The organism is Aeromonas sp. 601039 (assembly GCF_049174415.1).
Classification (GTDB): domain Bacteria; phylum Pseudomonadota; class Gammaproteobacteria; order Enterobacterales; family Aeromonadaceae; genus Aeromonas; species Aeromonas veronii_A.
In genome coordinates, this window is sequence record NZ_JAAKTL010000011.1 from 134876 (window position 1) to 149349 (window position 14474).

The 14474-nt window shown below is 59.9% G+C and carries 14 protein-coding genes, 2 tRNA genes and 1 pseudogene; 12 read left to right on the forward strand and 5 right to left on the reverse strand.

The window, feature by feature from the left end; genetic code table 11:
* Nucleotides 1-21: 21 nt before the first annotated feature.
* The gene (cydC, locus tag G5195_RS11400) at nt 22-1752 is read right to left on the reverse strand and encodes a heme ABC transporter ATP-binding protein/permease CydC (RefSeq protein ID WP_421221365.1); all 1731 of its coding nucleotides are present in this window, start codon (nt 1750-1752) and stop codon (nt 22-24) included.
* Nucleotides 1745-3514: a heme ABC transporter permease/ATP-binding protein CydD gene (gene cydD, locus G5195_RS11405; protein WP_236395556.1), complete on the reverse strand. Its 1770-nt coding sequence runs from the start codon at nt 3512-3514 to the stop codon at nt 1745-1747. Before cydD ends, cydC begins: the two co-directional genes overlap by 8 nt.
* 201 nt (nt 3515-3715) lie before the next feature.
* On the opposite strand from cydD, the gene G5195_RS11410 reads away from it, so the two are divergent.
* Together G5195_RS11410 and G5195_RS11415 are read left to right on the forward strand one after the other, a co-directional pair.
* A tRNA-Gly gene (locus tag G5195_RS11410) sits at nt 3716-3789 on the forward strand.
* Nucleotides 3790-3804: 15 nt separating this feature from the next.
* Nucleotides 3805-3879: transfer RNA gene (locus G5195_RS11415), tRNA-Gly, on the forward strand.
* 162 nt (nt 3880-4041) lie between these two features.
* Here the strand turns inward: G5195_RS11415 and arcA are convergent.
* Nucleotides 4042-4761, reverse strand: a complete 720-nt coding sequence (gene arcA / locus G5195_RS11420; protein WP_005338193.1) for a two-component system response regulator ArcA — start codon at nt 4759-4761, stop codon at nt 4042-4044.
* Nucleotides 4762-5157: 396 nt separating this feature from the next.
* Here arcA and G5195_RS11425 point away from each other — a divergent pair, with 396 nt between their 5' ends.
* Both G5195_RS11425 and G5195_RS11430 read left to right on the forward strand, forming a co-directional pair.
* Nucleotides 5158-5565, forward strand: coding sequence for a DUF3293 domain-containing protein (locus G5195_RS11425; RefSeq protein ID WP_216953188.1), 408 nt, complete (start codon nt 5158-5160; stop codon nt 5563-5565).
* Nucleotides 5566-5607: 42 nt separating this feature from the next.
* Entirely contained in the window at nt 5608-6087 is a 480-nt protein-coding gene (locus G5195_RS11430; protein WP_118854119.1) for a putative 4-hydroxy-4-methyl-2-oxoglutarate aldolase, read from the forward strand.
* Between the two features lie 3 nt (nt 6088-6090).
* On the opposite strand, the gene G5195_RS11435 is transcribed toward G5195_RS11430, so the two are convergent.
* Entirely contained in the window at nt 6091-6570 is a 480-nt protein-coding gene (locus G5195_RS11435; protein WP_005350173.1) for a hypothetical protein, read from the reverse strand.
* 157 nt (nt 6571-6727) lie between these two features.
* Between G5195_RS11435 and G5195_RS11440 the strand changes: the two genes are divergently transcribed.
* The 8 genes from G5195_RS11440 to G5195_RS11475 all read left to right on the forward strand — a co-directional run bounded on the left by G5195_RS11440 (nt 6728) and on the right by G5195_RS11475 (nt 13759).
* On the forward strand, nt 6728-7126 hold the full coding sequence (locus tag G5195_RS11440; protein ID WP_421221366.1) for an META domain-containing protein: 399 nt from the start codon (nt 6728-6730) through the stop codon (nt 7124-7126).
* Nucleotides 7127-7365: 239 nt separating this feature from the next.
* Nucleotides 7366-7734, forward strand: a complete 369-nt coding sequence (locus tag G5195_RS11445) for an ArsR/SmtB family transcription factor (protein ID WP_005338181.1) — start codon at nt 7366-7368, stop codon at nt 7732-7734.
* 4 nt (nt 7735-7738) lie between these two features.
* Nucleotides 7739-8107, forward strand: coding sequence for an arsenite efflux transporter metallochaperone ArsD (gene arsD / locus G5195_RS11450; protein ID WP_005347398.1), 369 nt, complete (start codon nt 7739-7741; stop codon nt 8105-8107).
* A gap of 27 nt (nt 8108-8134) precedes the next feature.
* Entirely contained in the window at nt 8135-9898 is a 1764-nt protein-coding gene (gene arsA / locus G5195_RS11455; RefSeq protein WP_421221367.1) for an arsenical pump-driving ATPase, read from the forward strand.
* 109 nt (nt 9899-10007) lie between these two features.
* Nucleotides 10008-11072 carry an ACR3 family arsenite efflux transporter gene (gene arsB / locus G5195_RS11460; protein WP_005338173.1) on the forward strand — a complete coding sequence of 355 codons (1065 nt, stop codon included), beginning with the start codon at nt 10008-10010 and terminating at the stop codon, nt 11070-11072.
* A gap of 75 nt (nt 11073-11147) precedes the next feature.
* The gene (arsC, locus tag G5195_RS11465) at nt 11148-11573 is read left to right on the forward strand and encodes a glutaredoxin-dependent arsenate reductase (protein ID WP_005338171.1); all 426 of its coding nucleotides are present in this window, start codon (nt 11148-11150) and stop codon (nt 11571-11573) included.
* Between the two features lie 358 nt (nt 11574-11931).
* Nucleotides 11932-13143: a NupC/NupG family nucleoside CNT transporter gene (locus G5195_RS11470; protein ID WP_266134210.1), complete on the forward strand. Its 1212-nt coding sequence runs from the start codon at nt 11932-11934 to the stop codon at nt 13141-13143.
* A gap of 466 nt (nt 13144-13609) precedes the next feature.
* Nucleotides 13610-13759, forward strand: a complete 150-nt coding sequence (locus tag G5195_RS11475; RefSeq protein ID WP_005347375.1) for a hypothetical protein — start codon at nt 13610-13612, stop codon at nt 13757-13759.
* Nucleotides 13760-13939: 180 nt separating this feature from the next.
* Here G5195_RS11475 and G5195_RS11480 read toward each other — a convergent pair.
* A pseudogene (locus tag G5195_RS11480) lies at nt 13940-14404 on the reverse strand (BPL-N domain-containing protein); the annotation flags it as partial.
* Nucleotides 14405-14474 lie beyond the last annotated feature (70 nt).

The following is a 14474-nucleotide window of genomic DNA, read 5'->3' on the forward strand; positions in this document are numbered from 1 at the left end:
CAGCCTGATATCAGGCTGATATCAAACAGGAGCCAGCCGCTGATAGAGGCTGCGGTAGTAATCATCCGCCAGCAGCTCGCCATGAGGGGCGCAGAGGCGGATCTGTCCCTCTTCCATCAGGGCAATCCGGTCCATCTGCTCCATCCCCAGCAGGCGGTGGGAGATGAGCAGCAAGGTGCGATCAGCCCCGAGCCGGAACAGCAGATCCATGATCTCCCGCTCGGTCTGGCTGTCGAGCCCTTCGGTCGGCTCATCGAGTAGCCAGAGCGGCGCATCGTGCAGCAGAGCGCGGGCAATGCCGATACGGCGACGCTCGCCACCGGAGAGGGGGCGGCCGCCGTCACCGAGCCAGGCGTCGAGGCCCGCCTCATCTTCCAACAGATTGGCCAGTCCGACCTGGGTCAGCACCGCAATCAGCTGCTCGTCAGTGGCGGTCGGGGCGGCCAGTTTGAGGTTGCCCCGCAGGGTATCGGCAAACAGATGCACCCGCTGGCTTACTACCGAGATGGAGGCGCGCAGCGCCCCTTCGCTGTAGTCGGTGAGCGGCTTGCCATCGAGCAGGATTTTGCCTGCCTGCGGGCTCCACTCCCGGGTCAGCAGCCCCATCAGGGTCGATTTGCCGCAGCCGGTCTGGCCCAGCAGCGCCAGCTTCTCACCGGCGTGCAGCTGCAGGGTGCAGCCACGCAGCACCGGCTGGGGGTTGCCGGGGTAGCCAAAATAGAGGTCATTGATCTGCAGCGCGCCAGCGGTAGCGTGGGTCTGCTCGTCGCCCCACACAGGGGCTTTTGCTTCTTGCAGGATCTCGTTCAGGCGGCGTGCCGAGGTAAGGCTGGTGGAGAGGTGCTGGAAAGCCCCCGCCAGCGGCATCAGTGCCTCGAAGCTTGCCAGGGTGGCAAAGACCATCAGTGCTGTGATGGGGTCGGGCGCCGCACCCGCCACTCCATGACCGGCCAGCCAGAGCATCAGGGTCAGGGTCCAGCCGCTCAGCAGTTGTACCGAGAAGTTGGCCAGCCCGCTCACCTTGGCCATCCGGGCCTGCGCGACGAGCAGCGCCTGTTCGGCTTGTTGCAGCTCAACCAGCGCCTTGGGGGCGGCGGCAAACATCTGCAGCTCGGCCTGACCATCCAGATAGTCCACCATCCGGGTACGCAGGGTCGATTTTTCGGCAATCAGCGCCTGACCGGGGCGACGGCCGAGGAAGTAGAACACCAGCGGCAGGGCGATCATGCCAAACAGCAGAATGGCACCCAGGGTGAGGGCGAGACGGCTGTCGAAAAACGACAGGAAGAAGACCAGTCCGGCGGTGCTGAGCAGGGCCGCGCCTATGGGGGTGATCAGCCGCAGATAGACGTGGTCCATCGCATCGATGTCGGCTACCAGTCGGTTGAGCAGATCCGCCTGACGGAAACCGGCCAGGGTACCGGTGGAGAGCGGCGAGAGTTTCTGCCAGAACCAGACCCGCAGTCGGGTCAGTACCCTGAAGGTGGCGTCGTGGCTCACGACCCGCTCACCCCAGCGACCGGCGGTACGGACGATGGAGAAGAAGCGCACCCCGCCGGCGGGGGTCATGTAGTTAAAGGCATGGGTCGTCGCAACTGTCATCCCCGCCACGGCGGCGGCGGAGAGGAACCAGCCGGAGAGGGAGAGTAGTCCCATGCCGGCGGCCAGGGTCACCAGCGCCAGCAGCAAACCAATGGTGAGGCTGAGCCAGTGTTGGCGATAGAGGCGCAGAAATGGCAACAGATCACTCATCGAGAGAACCTCCGGAACGTTGGGAGAGCAGGCGGGCAAAATGCCCCTGCCCAGAACTAAGTTGCTGGAAGCTGCCTTGCTCCACCAGCTGGCCGCGGGCCAGCACCATTATCTTGTCCATTTTGGTAAGCTGGTCGAGGCGGTGGGTGATCATCAGCAGGGTCTGGCCAGCCATCACTTGCTCGAGGGTGGTCATGATGGCGCGTTCGGAGTGGCGATCCAGACTGGCGGTCGGTTCGTCGAGCACCATCAGCTGGGTTGATTTGAGCAGGGTTCGCGCCAGTGCGAGGCGCTGGGCCTGACCGACCGAGAGGCCGCCCGCCTGATCGCCGACTGGATAGTCGAGCCCCTTCTCCATGGCAAATTCCCACGCCTGTGCTCGTTTCAGGGCATCTTCCAGCTCGGCATCGCTGGCCGTTGGTTTGGCCAGCAGCAGGTTGTCGCGCAAGGAGGCGTGGAACAGCTGTGGGTTTTGCGAGAGCCAGCCTAACTGCAGGCGCCACTGGCTCATGTCGAGGGTGGCAAGCTCCTGCCCGTTGACCTTGAGCTCACCGCGATAGGGGGCAAAGCCGAGCAGGGCATTGACCAGCGAGCTCTTGCCTGCGCCGCTGACGCCGATGAGGGCGGTGCGCGAACCGGCTTCCAGGGTGAAGTCGATGGGGCCGACCAGCACCTTGCCTTCGGCGCTCAGCACTTCAAGCCCTTTGGCTTCGACCTTGACCGGGCTGTCGGCATGGAACGGCGCCGTGCCTGCAGCCGGTTCGCTCACCTCGGCTTCGAGGAATTCCAGCAGCTGCTCGGCAGCGCCGATAGCCTGCGCTTTGGCGTGGTAGTGGGCACCCAGTTCCCGCAGCGGGGCGTAGAACTCGGGGGCGAGAAACAGCACGAACAGGCCGGTAAAGAGGGTGACCTTGACCCCATAGCTACCAAAGTTCAGATGGTCGATATAAGAGAAGCCGAAGTAGACGGCGACCAGCGCCACTGAAATAGCGGCGAAGAACTCCAGCACGGCGGTGCTCAAAAACGCCAGGCGCAGCACTTCCATGGTGCGCTCGCGAAAATCTTCCGAGGCGTCGCGAATGGCGTCACCTTCTGCCTGGGTACGCATAAAGAGTTGCAGGGTACGCAGCCCCTTCAGGCGATCGAGGAAATGGCCGGAGAGACGGGCCAGCGCCTGAAAATTGCGGCGGTTGGCATCGGCGGCGCCCACACCCACCAGGATCATAAAGATGGGGATGAGGGGCGCAGTGCCCAGCAGGATCAGACCTGCCGCCCAGTTGACCGGGAATACAGCCACCAGAATGACCACCGGAATAAAGACGGCGATGGCCATCTGCGGCAGATAGCGGGAGAAGAAATCCTGCATGTTTTCAATCTGTTCCAGCAACAGGCTGGCCCAGCTACCGGCCGGACGGCGCTGGATATAGGCAGGGCCGAGGCGACTCAAACGAGTGAGTACCAGCTGGCGGATGGTTTGGCGCACCGCGCTGCCCGCCTTGAAACTGGCCACTTCGCGGCCATAGGCCAGAGCTGCCTTGCCAAGCGTCACCAGCAGCAGGGTAATAAAGAGCGTGATGGATTGCTCAGGTGTTGAGCCTTCGATGATAAAGCCGTGCAACAGGGTCGCCAGCAGCCAGGCTTGCGCCACCATCAGAATGCCTTGGCCAAGGCCAAAAGCGATGGATATCGTGATCCAGCGGCGACCGTGACTCGATTGCTTGCGCAACCAGCCATAGAGACGTTTTTGCGTTTTTTTATCCATTACCACCATCCTCGCGTCGAGTGGCGCAAGACTATCCTTGCCGTTTGGCCTTGGCAACCTTGTAAATTATCTGTGTTGAAAATGTTTGATTGAAAAAGCAACCGTCTGTTCAATCCTTGTCCGAACAGATTGATTTATTGAAAAAAGTGGCAAAGGCGCCATTGCGCTCGGCGGCAAAATGCATATAGTAGGAGCCCTGACGCGGGTGTAGTTCAATGGTAGAACGGTAGCTTCCCAAGCTGCATACGTGGGTTCGATTCCCATCACCCGCTCCAAATTTCAGATGCCAGGCGGGCATCGTATAATGGCTATTACCTCAGCCTTCCAAGCTGATGATGCGGGTTCGATTCCCGCTGCCCGCTCCAGCTTCAAAACAAAAAGCCCACTCCTGCGAGTGGGCTTTTTGTTTTTCATCTGTCTTGTGCGCCGTTCGACGTCACGCTCACCGTTTCTCAGCTTTTAAGGCAAATCGCAGAGACAGAAAAGGCGCCCGAGGCGCCTTTTCAGATCAACAGCGTAGCGGGAGCTTATTCCTGCTCCAGCTCACCACAGAAACGGTAGCCTTCGCCGTGGATGGTGGCGATGATCTCCGGAGTATCGTTAACGCTTTCGAAGTGCTTGCGAATGCGACGGATGGTCACATCGACGGTACGGTCGTGGGGCTTGAGCTCGCGGCCGGTCATCTTCTTCAGCAGCTCGGCACGGGTCTGGATCTGGCCCGGGTTTTCGCAGAAGTGCAGCATGGCGCGGAATTCGGAGCGCGGCAGCTTGAACATGTCACCAGTGGGGCTGACCAGTGCGCGGCTGTTGATATCCAGCGCCCAGCCGTTGAACAGGTAGCGCTCAACCAGTTTCTTCTCTTCGCCACCGGCAGCCACGTTCATGGTGCGGCTCAGCAGGTTGCGGGCACGGATGGTCAGTTCGCGCGGGTTGAACGGCTTGGTGATGTAATCATCGGCGCCGATCTCCAGACCCAGGATCTTGTCAACCTCGTTGTCACGACCGGTCAGGAACATCAGGGCGATGTTGTCGTTCTCACGCAGCTCACGGGCCAGCAGCAGGCCGTTCTTGCCCGGCAGGTTGATGTCCATGATCACCAGATTGATGGTGTGGGAAGTGAGGGCCTGGTGCATTTCGTCGCCGTTGTTGGCTTCGAGCACGATGTAGCCTTCGGCTTCAAAAATGCTTTTCAGGGTATTGCGTGTGACCAGCTCGTCTTCGACGATCAGAATGTGTGGTGTTTGCATGAGTATTCCCAGATTCTTATCAGTTAATTATCTTAAATTTAACACTCTTTGGCGTTTCAAACCGATTTCCTGACTGATCCTGAAAATTTATTACGTCATCCTGGGTATGAGAGTCAGGTCGGAATATCGCGAATTAGGCATCAGTACCGGCAAGTATCCCTGTGCCACTTATAGGTTCCCGACAAGTCTGGTCGAGCAGAGCCTGGAAAGGTCGTCCATTACGAAAGTGGCCGCATTTTATCAGTTAACAGGAGCATAACAACACTCTTTGCCGTCAGATAGCAACTTTTTAACTCTGATTTGATATAGGTCAAACCCTGGGACAGCTGCATCATACTTGGCCTGAACCGGGTTTTCGCCCCTACAAAATGTAATGGAATGTAACATGTGATTGACATGAATTTGTGGGAAAACTACAAGAAAATCTGCTTTATCGCGCCATTTGAGCCACCAGAGTGGTCTGCTTTTGCCATCATCACAGCCTGGAATCCGGCCAGCCAGTGGGTCACAGAACGACGCAATATGCGGCGGGAACGGGCGATGTGGCGCCATCTGACCGTGGATTTGCAGGTGCCCGTGGTGGGGCCATTTTGGGGATCTGACCCGGACGAACGCTGGCAGGAGTCATCGCTGGCGGTGGCGCTATCTCTGCCACAAGCCCGTCAGCTGGCTGCCCGTTTTGGCCAGAATGCTCTCTACTGGGTGGAGGATGGCCAGCTCTGGCTGGTGCCGGTATTGACGGATAAATCAGCAGTTTGTCTGGGCAATATTGAATCCTTCTGGATTGCCAGAAACCTTGCCTGATGAAAGAATGAACACTTTCATGCATCTGAAAGGAATCAAATCATGCTGGATCTCCTGCCCGACCTCTGCGATCAACACGGCGACTTGCTGCAAGTGGCCGACCCGGTGTTCCAGGATTTTGGCGGCAAGGCCCTCTTTTATGGTCGCGCCGTAACGCTCTCCTGTTATGAAGACAACAGTCTGGTGCGGGATCTGGTAACCCGCCCCGGTCACGGCAAGGTGATGGTGATCGACGGCGGCGGCTCGCTGCGCCGTGCGCTGCTGGGCGATCAACTGGCGGTCAAGGCGGTGGAACAGGGGTGGGAGGGGATCCTGATCCACGGCGCGGCGCGGGATGTGGGCACCCTGGCGACATTGGCGCTCGGGGTCAAGGCGCTGGCGGCCTGTCCGGTCAAGACCGAGAAGCGGGGATTGGGAGAGCTGGGGGCTGTGGTCAGCTTTGCTGGTGTGACCATCCACGAGGGGGATTACGTCTATGCGGATCGCAACGGCGTGGTGGTGAGCGCCACGCCGCTGTTGTGATCATCAGAAGTTGAAGCCGACCCCCAGACTCAGCGCCTGATCGGCAGTGATGGCGCTGACGCCGTAGTTGGCGGTGAGGGAGAGTCTGGGGGTCAGCAGCAGGCTGGAGTTGAGCTCCAGCAGGGTGCTGGCCTTGTTGAGATCGAGATGCTTGATCTGGCTGCCGATATTGAATGCCGGAGAGAGCTGGTAGCGTACCCCCGAACTCATATTGAAACCGGATGTGCGATTCTGATCCGCCACCGCCGGGCCCGCTTCCATAAAGAGGGTAACATCATCCACCACCGGATATTGATAGCCGCTATTGACCAGCCAGAGATCAAAACTGTCGCTGTGATGGCTATGGCCATTGAGCAACACACCCGAGTAACTTTTGACATAGAGAGACGGGTTGGATTGCGGCTGAACCACTGCCCAGTCGGCGGCCTGAACAGCCATGCTGGCGCAGGTTGCAAGCAGTGTGATGATGAGCGATTTGACCATTCGTTTCCCCTCCCTGGGTCCGGAACTGAGCCTAAGCATGGCACATGCCAGCTGGTAGTAAAGTGAAGGGAGATCACAATAAAATCCTTTGGCATGTGCGTCAGCCATGTTAAACAGGCTGCCGTATTGATGGCTCTAATCATTAAGAGGTGAATCCATGAACAAGAAACTGACTCTGCTGGCCGCGCTGGCACTGGGAGGCTGCGCAATGGCAACAGGTTCCAGCATGGCTCAACTGCAAGCATCCAGCTGGCAGCTGCAAGGCGCCACCGGCGATACCTTCACCCTGCAAGTGGTCGACGGCAAGGTGGCGGGCAAGGGCGGCTGCAACCGCTATTTTGGCGGTATCACCAAGCAGGGTGACGGTGTCTTGACGCTGGGCGCCATGGGCTCCACTCGCATGATGTGCATCGGCGACGCCATGAACAAAGAGACCGAGTTCCTGCAAAAGCTGGAGAAGGTGGCAACCTACTCCATCAACGGCAACCTGCTGACTCTGAGCGATGCCAACAAGGCAGCCCTGCTCACCTTTAACGCTGTGCCAGCTGCCAAATAAGGCACGCGTTTGTCTGATTGCCCCGACAGCTCTGACTGTCTGATACGCCCTCCGTCTGGAGGGCGTCTGTTTATCTGAGATGAGCCCTGTGTGCTCGTCCGCAACGGTTGTTCACTCGTCGATTCTCCTGTCTTCCCGGTTTGAGACCAGAACCTCGTATTTTCGCTTCGGTACGTATCTTGAACATTTCAATAATTCTTGTATAGTTGAAATGAAAGATCGCACCAAGGGGAGTGAAGATGAACAAAGAGATGGCCACCAAGGTCTTTGAATCGCTGGCATCCGGAATCCGGCTCGATGTATGGCGGCTGCTGGTGAAGGCCGGGCTGGAGGGGCGGGTCGCCGGTGAACTGGCCAGCGAGCTCGATATTGCCCCCAATACCCTCTCGTTTCACCTCAAGGCGATGCTCAACACCGGTCTGCTGTCGGTGGAGCAGGAGGGGCGCTTTCTGCGCTACCGCGCCAATATTCCCCTGATGCTGGATGTTATTGCCTACCTCACCGAGGAGTGCTGCGCCGGTCATCCCGAGGCGTGCGGCGTGATGCGTGCCGAGTCAGCCTGCTCCCCCCATGTTCTGCCTGCGCAGCCCTGCTGCAACAAGGAGTAATGCCATGTCCTCCATTCAGATTTTTGATCCCGCCCTCTGCTGCTCCAGCGGTGTCTGCGGTACCGAGGTTGATCAGGCACTGGTCACCTTCGCAGCCGACCTTGCCTGGGCCAAGGAGCAGGGAGTTGCCATCGAGCGTTTCAATCTGGCCCAGCAGCCGATGCAGTTTGCCGAGACACCTGCCGTCAGCGCTTTTCTGACCCACGCCGGGGAGGAGGGGTTGCCGCTGGTGCTGGTGGAGGGACAGGTGGTGTTGACCGGCCGTTATCCGAGCCGCAGCGAGCTGGCCCGTTATGCCGGGCTGCCTGCGCCGCAAGCGGCCATCAAGGGGATCGTCAAAGGCGGCTGTTGCTCTGGCAGCGGTTGCTGCTGAGTCGTGACGCGCCATTCGGGAGAGGCTATGTACCATTTTCTGACCAATCCACCGCCGTTTCTCTTCTTCACCGGCAAGGGCGGGGTGGGCAAGACCTCGCTGGCCTGCGCCAGTGCGGTGGCGCTGTGTGATATTGGCAAGCGGGTGCTGTTGGTGAGCACAGATCCTGCCTCCAACGTGGGGCAGGTGTTTGCCACCGAGATCGGCAATCGCGTCACCACCATCGCCGCTGTGCCCGGTTTGTCGGCGCTGGAGATAGATCCCCCCGCAGCGGCCAAAGCCTATCGGGAGCGGATCGTCGGGCCGGTGCGCGGCAAGTTGCCCGAGAGCGTGGTACGCAGCATCGAGGAGCAGCTTTCCGGCGCCTGCACCACCGAGATCGCCGCCTTTGACGAATTCACCGCCCTGCTGACCGACCAAACACTGCTGGCCGAGTATGACCACATCGTCTTTGATACGGCCCCAACCGGCCACACCATCCGGCTGCTGCAACTGCCGGGCGCCTGGAGCGAGTTTCTGGAGCAGGGCAAGGGGGATGCCTCCTGCCTTGGCCCGCTGGCGGGGCTGGAGAAGCAGCGCAGCCAGTATGGCGAGGCGGTCGCCGCCCTGGCGGATGCTGCCCGTACCCGGCTGGTGCTGGTGGCGCGCGCCCAACAATCCACTCTGCGGGAAGTGGCCCGCACCCACGAGGAGCTGGCCGCCATAGGCTTGCTGAATCAGCAACTGGTGATCAATGGCCTCTTCCCCGAAGGCGCCCTTGCCGGAGATCCGCTGGCAATGGCGCTCTGGCAGCGCGAGCAACAGGCTCTCGCCCAGATGCCGCAGGGGATAAAGGCGCTGGCGCAGGATCATATCCCGCTGCTGGCCACCAATCTGGTGGGGGTCGACAGTTTGCGCCAGCTGCTGCAACCACAAGATGCTGGTGAGCAGGTATCACTGGCAACGTCAGCCCATCTGCCAGCCCAGCCCGAGTTGAGTTCGTTGGTGGACGAGCTGGCCGCCGACGGTCACGGCCTCATCATGCTGATGGGAAAGGGCGGGGTGGGCAAGACTACGCTTGCGGCCGCCGTGGCGGTGGAGCTGGCGAGCCGCGGCTTGCCTGTGCACCTCACCACCTCGGATCCCGCCGCGCACCTGAGCGAGACCCTGGCAGGTAGCCTGCATCATCTGGAGGTGAGCCGCATCGACCCCCACGCCGAGACCGAGCGTTACCGCGCCCAGGTGCTGGCCACCAAGGGAGCAGCCCTGGACGAGCAGGGGAGGGCACTGCTGGAGGAGGACTTGCGCTCCCCCTGTACCGAGGAGATTGCCGTGTTTCAGGCCTTCTCGCGCATCATTCGCGAGGCGGGCAAGCGCTTCGTGGTGATGGATACTGCCCCCACCGGCCACACCCTGCTGCTGCTTGACGCCACCGGCGCCTACCACAGGGAGATCGCTCGCCAGATGGGAAACAAGGGGCTGCACTTCACCACCCCCATGATGCAGTTGCAGGATCCCAAACAGACCAAGGTGTTGATTGTGACGTTGCCCGAGCCGACGCCAGTGCAGGAGGCGACCAATCTGCAGGCCGATCTGCGCCGGGCTGGCATCGAGCCCTGGGGCTGGCTCATCAACCACAGCTTGCAGCAAGCTGCGGTCAGCTCACCGCTGCTGCAACTGCGGGCCGAGCGCCAGTTGCCCCATATCGAGGCGGTCGAGCAGCAACATGCCAGCCGCTACGCCGTGGTGCCGTTGCTCGCCGAGGAGCCGGTGGGGCCCGATGCCCTGCGCCGCCTCTGCCAGCACCATTGAGTCGCTGTCCCGGTCTGCTGCCGGGGCGGTTTGAATATGCCGTTACTTGTTATAAACCCGTGTTTTGAACCAATAGAAGATGCGGAATTGCGCCGCATCGGGAGCTGTGATGTCTGCAACATGTGATGCCAAGGCCGTGCCTGCCATCGGCTTTTTTGAACGTTATCTGACCGCCTGGGTCGCCCTCTGCATTCTGGTGGGGATTGGGCTTGGGCAGGGGTTGCCGGATCTCTTCAAGGCGATCGGTGCCATGGAGGTGGCCAAGGTCAACCTGCCGGTGGGGCTGCTGATCTGGGTGATGATCATCCCCATGCTGCTCAAGATCGACTTTGGCGCCCTGCATCAGGTGAAGGGCCACATGAAGGGGATTGGGGTCACCCTCTTTATCAACTGGCTGGTCAAGCCCTTCTCCATGGCCTTCCTCGGCTGGCTCTTTATCCGCGTGCTGTTTGCTGACTGGCTGCCGGCGGATCAACTCGACAGTTACGTAGCGGGTCTGATCCTGCTGGCGGCGGCTCCCTGCACCGCCATGGTGTTTGTCTGGAGTCGCCTCACCAACGGCGATCCCTACTTCACCCTGTCGCAGGTGGCGGTGAACGACCTCATCATGGTGTTTGCCTTTGCCCCTCTGGTGGCGCTGCTGCTCGGGGTCTCCAGCATCATAGTGCCGTGGGATACCCTGCTCACCTCTGTGGTGCTCTATATCGTCATCCCGGTGATCATCGCCCAGCTGCTGCGCAAGGCCTTGCTGAAAAAGGGAGAGGCCCATTTTGACGGCGTCATGACCCGCATCCAGCCCTGGTCGGTGGCGGCCCTGCTGCTCACTCTGGTGCTGCTGTTTGCCTTTCAAGGCAACGCCATCATTGAGCAGCCGCTGGTTATCGCCCTGTTGGCGGTACCCATTCTGATCCAGGTGCTGTTCAACTCCGGGCTGGCTTACTGGCTCAACCGCAAGGTGGGGGAGAAGCACTCGGTCGCCTGTCCTTCCGCCCTGATCGGCGCCTCCAATTTCTTCGAGCTGGCGGTGGCCGCCGCCATCAGCCTGTTCGGCTTTCACTCCGGCGCGGCGCTCGCCACCGTGGTCGGGGTACTGATCGAGGTGCCGGTCATGCTGCTGGTGGTGCGGGTGGTTAACGCCAGCAAACCCTGGTACGAAGCGGGGCTAAGCCGCTAACTGACAGCCGTTAACAGCTGGCCGCGAACTGATGCTATCCATTTTCTATTCACTTGATTAATGAGAGACACGCAAATGAGTGCAATCACCATCTATCACAATCCGGAATGTGGTACCTCCCGCAACACCCTGGAGCTGATCCGCAACAGTGGCGTGGAACCCACCGTGATCCACTATCTGGAGACGCCCCCCTCCCGTGACCAGCTGGTGGCGCTGATCGCCGCCATGGCCATGCCGGTGCGCGATCTGCTGCGCAAGAACGTGCCCCCCTACGAGGCGCTCGGGCTGGCGGAAGATCGTTTCAGCGATGATGAACTGATCGATGCCATGCTGGCTCACCCCATCCTCATCAACCGCCCCATCGTGGTCACGCCGCTTGGCACCAAGCTGTGCCGCCCGTCGGAAGTGGTGCTCGATATTCTGCCCGATCAGCAAAAAGGGGCCTTCGCCAAGGAAGATGGCGAGCAGGTGGTGGATGCGAGCGGCAAGCGCCTCAAGTAATCGTCTGAACGCTCAAGTACGGATTGAAACAGGGCCAGCTTCACGCTGGCCCTGTTTCGTTGTGTGAACAAGTTGAAAAAGTTACTCCGGCCAATCGTTTTACCGCTTTTTCTGTGACGATGATCACTGTACCATCGCCGCCCGACCTGCCACCCGGCCGCATCTCCCCCTGCGACGGCGCTGGCGTCACCCGATACATGCTGTCACCCGGAACGTGAATGACCCCAGGATGGGACCCGCCACTAACCTGTAGGTTTGTGGTCTGCGTGTCGCGTGGGTCGGCACCTCTCCCGCCGGATCGCCCGCGACGCCTGTCTGCAGACTTGCCATATGAAACTCCTCTCTTCATAGGTGCAAGATGACACTGTTATTGAGTCTGGTCGGTATGCTGGCCCTGATGTTTATCGCCTGGCTGGCGAGTGAAAACCGCCGAGCCATCCGTTGGCGAACCGTGCTGGGTGCGCTCGCCCTGCAAACCGGTTTTGCTGCCCTGGTGCTCTATTTCCCCCCCGGACAAATCATGCTCGGTGCCATGAGCAATGGCGTCTCCGCCCTGCTCGGCTTCGCCGACAGCGGCATTCGTTTCGTGTTTGGCGATCTGGCCAGCAACGGCTTTATCTTCGCCGTGCGGGTGCTGCCGCTGGTGATCTTTATCAGCGCGCTGATCGCCGTGCTCTACCACTTCGGCATCATGCAGTGGGTGATCCGGGTTCTGGGCGGTGCCATTCACCGCCTGCTAGGCACCAGCCGCGCCGAGTCGCTGGTTGCTACCGGCAATATCTTCCTCTCGCAAGGGGAGTCGCCGCTGCTGATCCGTCCCTTCCTCGCTGGTATGACCCGCTCTGAACTCTTTGCGGTGATGACCTGTGGCATGGCTTCGGTGGCGGGCTCGGTGCTGGGCGGTTACGCCGGTCTGGGTGTGGATCTTAAATACCTGATTGCCGCCTCCTTTATGGCGGCGCCGGGTGGCCTCCTGATGGCCAAACTGCTGGTGCCGGAGCAGCAGCAGGTGAGCGATCAGACCGAGATCACCCTCGACAAGAGCGACTACAGCAACGCCATCGACGCACTGGCGGGCGGCGCCATGGGCGGCATGAAGATCGCGGTGGCCATCGGCACCATCCTGCTCGCCTTTGTCAGCGTCATCACCATGATCAACGCCGGTCTCACCACCGTCGGCGAGTGGTTCGGCTGGGCCGATCTCTCCCTGCAGCAGCTGCTTGGCTATCTGTTTGCCCCGGTGGCCTGGCTGATTGGGGTGCCCGCCAGCGAGATGATGGCGGCAGGATCGCTTATTGGTCAGAAGGTGATCATGAACGAGTTCGTCGCCTATCTGGACTTTGCCAACATCAAGGAGGGCCTGAGCGCCCACACCCAGATCATCATCACCTTCGCGCTGTGCGGTTTTGCCAACTTGGGCTCCATTGCGGTGCAGCTTGGCTCCATCGGCACCATGGCGCCGGAGCGCCGTCACGATGTGGCCAATATGGGCTTCAAGGCGGTGTTGGCGGCGACCCTCGCCAACCTGATGAGCGCCACCCTGGCCGGGATCTTTGTCTCGCTGGCCTGATAGCGTGAGGCAATAGCCGGCTAGCCGGCGGCTCAAACAAAAGACCCCCTCTTACCGCTGGGCAATAGGGGGTCTTTTTATTGGTTTCGCCGGTTGGGCAACTGCGCTGCCTGCCTTTGAAAATGGTAGTAGCACTGCTTAACGCCATTTCGGCGCAGTGCCAGATAATCCGGTTCGGCGATGAGATCTGCTCCAGCATGGGACTACGCCAAACCGGGTTACTGCGTATGCCTTTATCACCTTTTTGGCGGGGGACGTGGGCCTCGTTGCGTTTCGCGTAACGGGGCGGCAGCCGCTGCTACAGCGTGTCACCGTGCAGAATGAATAGTTTTTTAGATTGAATGTTGCATATTCAATCGATTATTTAGTTGGGCGTTTGGGGGATGAGTGGTGTCTGAATAGGGGAGCAGGTTGGCCAATGCGCCGTCAGCCAGTCTTTAAGCGGTCATACAAAGGAGACACTCTGATGGAAACACTTGACCTTAACATCGACACCATGCGCGAAGAGTTCCAGCTTCAGGAGCGCAAAAAAGCCCAAGAGAAGTGGCAAGCCCGAGTCGATGAGCTGCAACAGTTGCGGGGTGGGGAGAGACAACCGGAGGAGCAGGAAGAGTAGTGCTCGTTCCCGGGCGAAAGTTGAGGTAGCGAACCCTTCGTATCGGCTACCCGTTATCTACCACCGATAAAAAACCACCGACCTTTTGCAGGCCGGTGGTTTTTTATGGATTGCGGCCGATTGGATGGCCTGACTTCCGGGCCGAGCAATGGGGTCACATCCAGGGGCGTAGGGACGCGCCTACTTCGAATCGGTGACGGGCTCTTCGGAGAGCAACTCGTTAACGAGTCCTGCAGCCAGATGAATATTCGACTCCATCTTGTCACCGCCCACCGCGTTCGCTTTCCATGATTCGGGGGCTTCGGGGTGTGGCCCGGAAACCGCCACCTTGCCTTTGCCATATGAGCTGATCAGCGCGGCAATATGATGGTTTTGAAAATGGGCGACGACCTTGACCTGCTCTGGGCTTGGCACTGGCGTAAATTGCGGACCGGCCTGGTAATACATCTGGCGCGCTTCGCCAAGCCAGGTGATCGGGAAGATCCTGGCGCTAAAGTCGCCGTCATAATCATCGGATGTGGCAGGGACAAGGCCCAGCGCCGGCACAAAGCCCTCTTCTTCAGACCAGCCGGTAGATGCCACAAAGGCACCCCCACAGATCCCGAGGTAGTGGCCACCGCTTAGCAAATAGGTTTTTAATGTAGTGGTCAACTAAATCCGGACACTTGGTTAGGCCGATCTTCGGCTTTTGCTGGCGGTATCCCATTATTGTGGT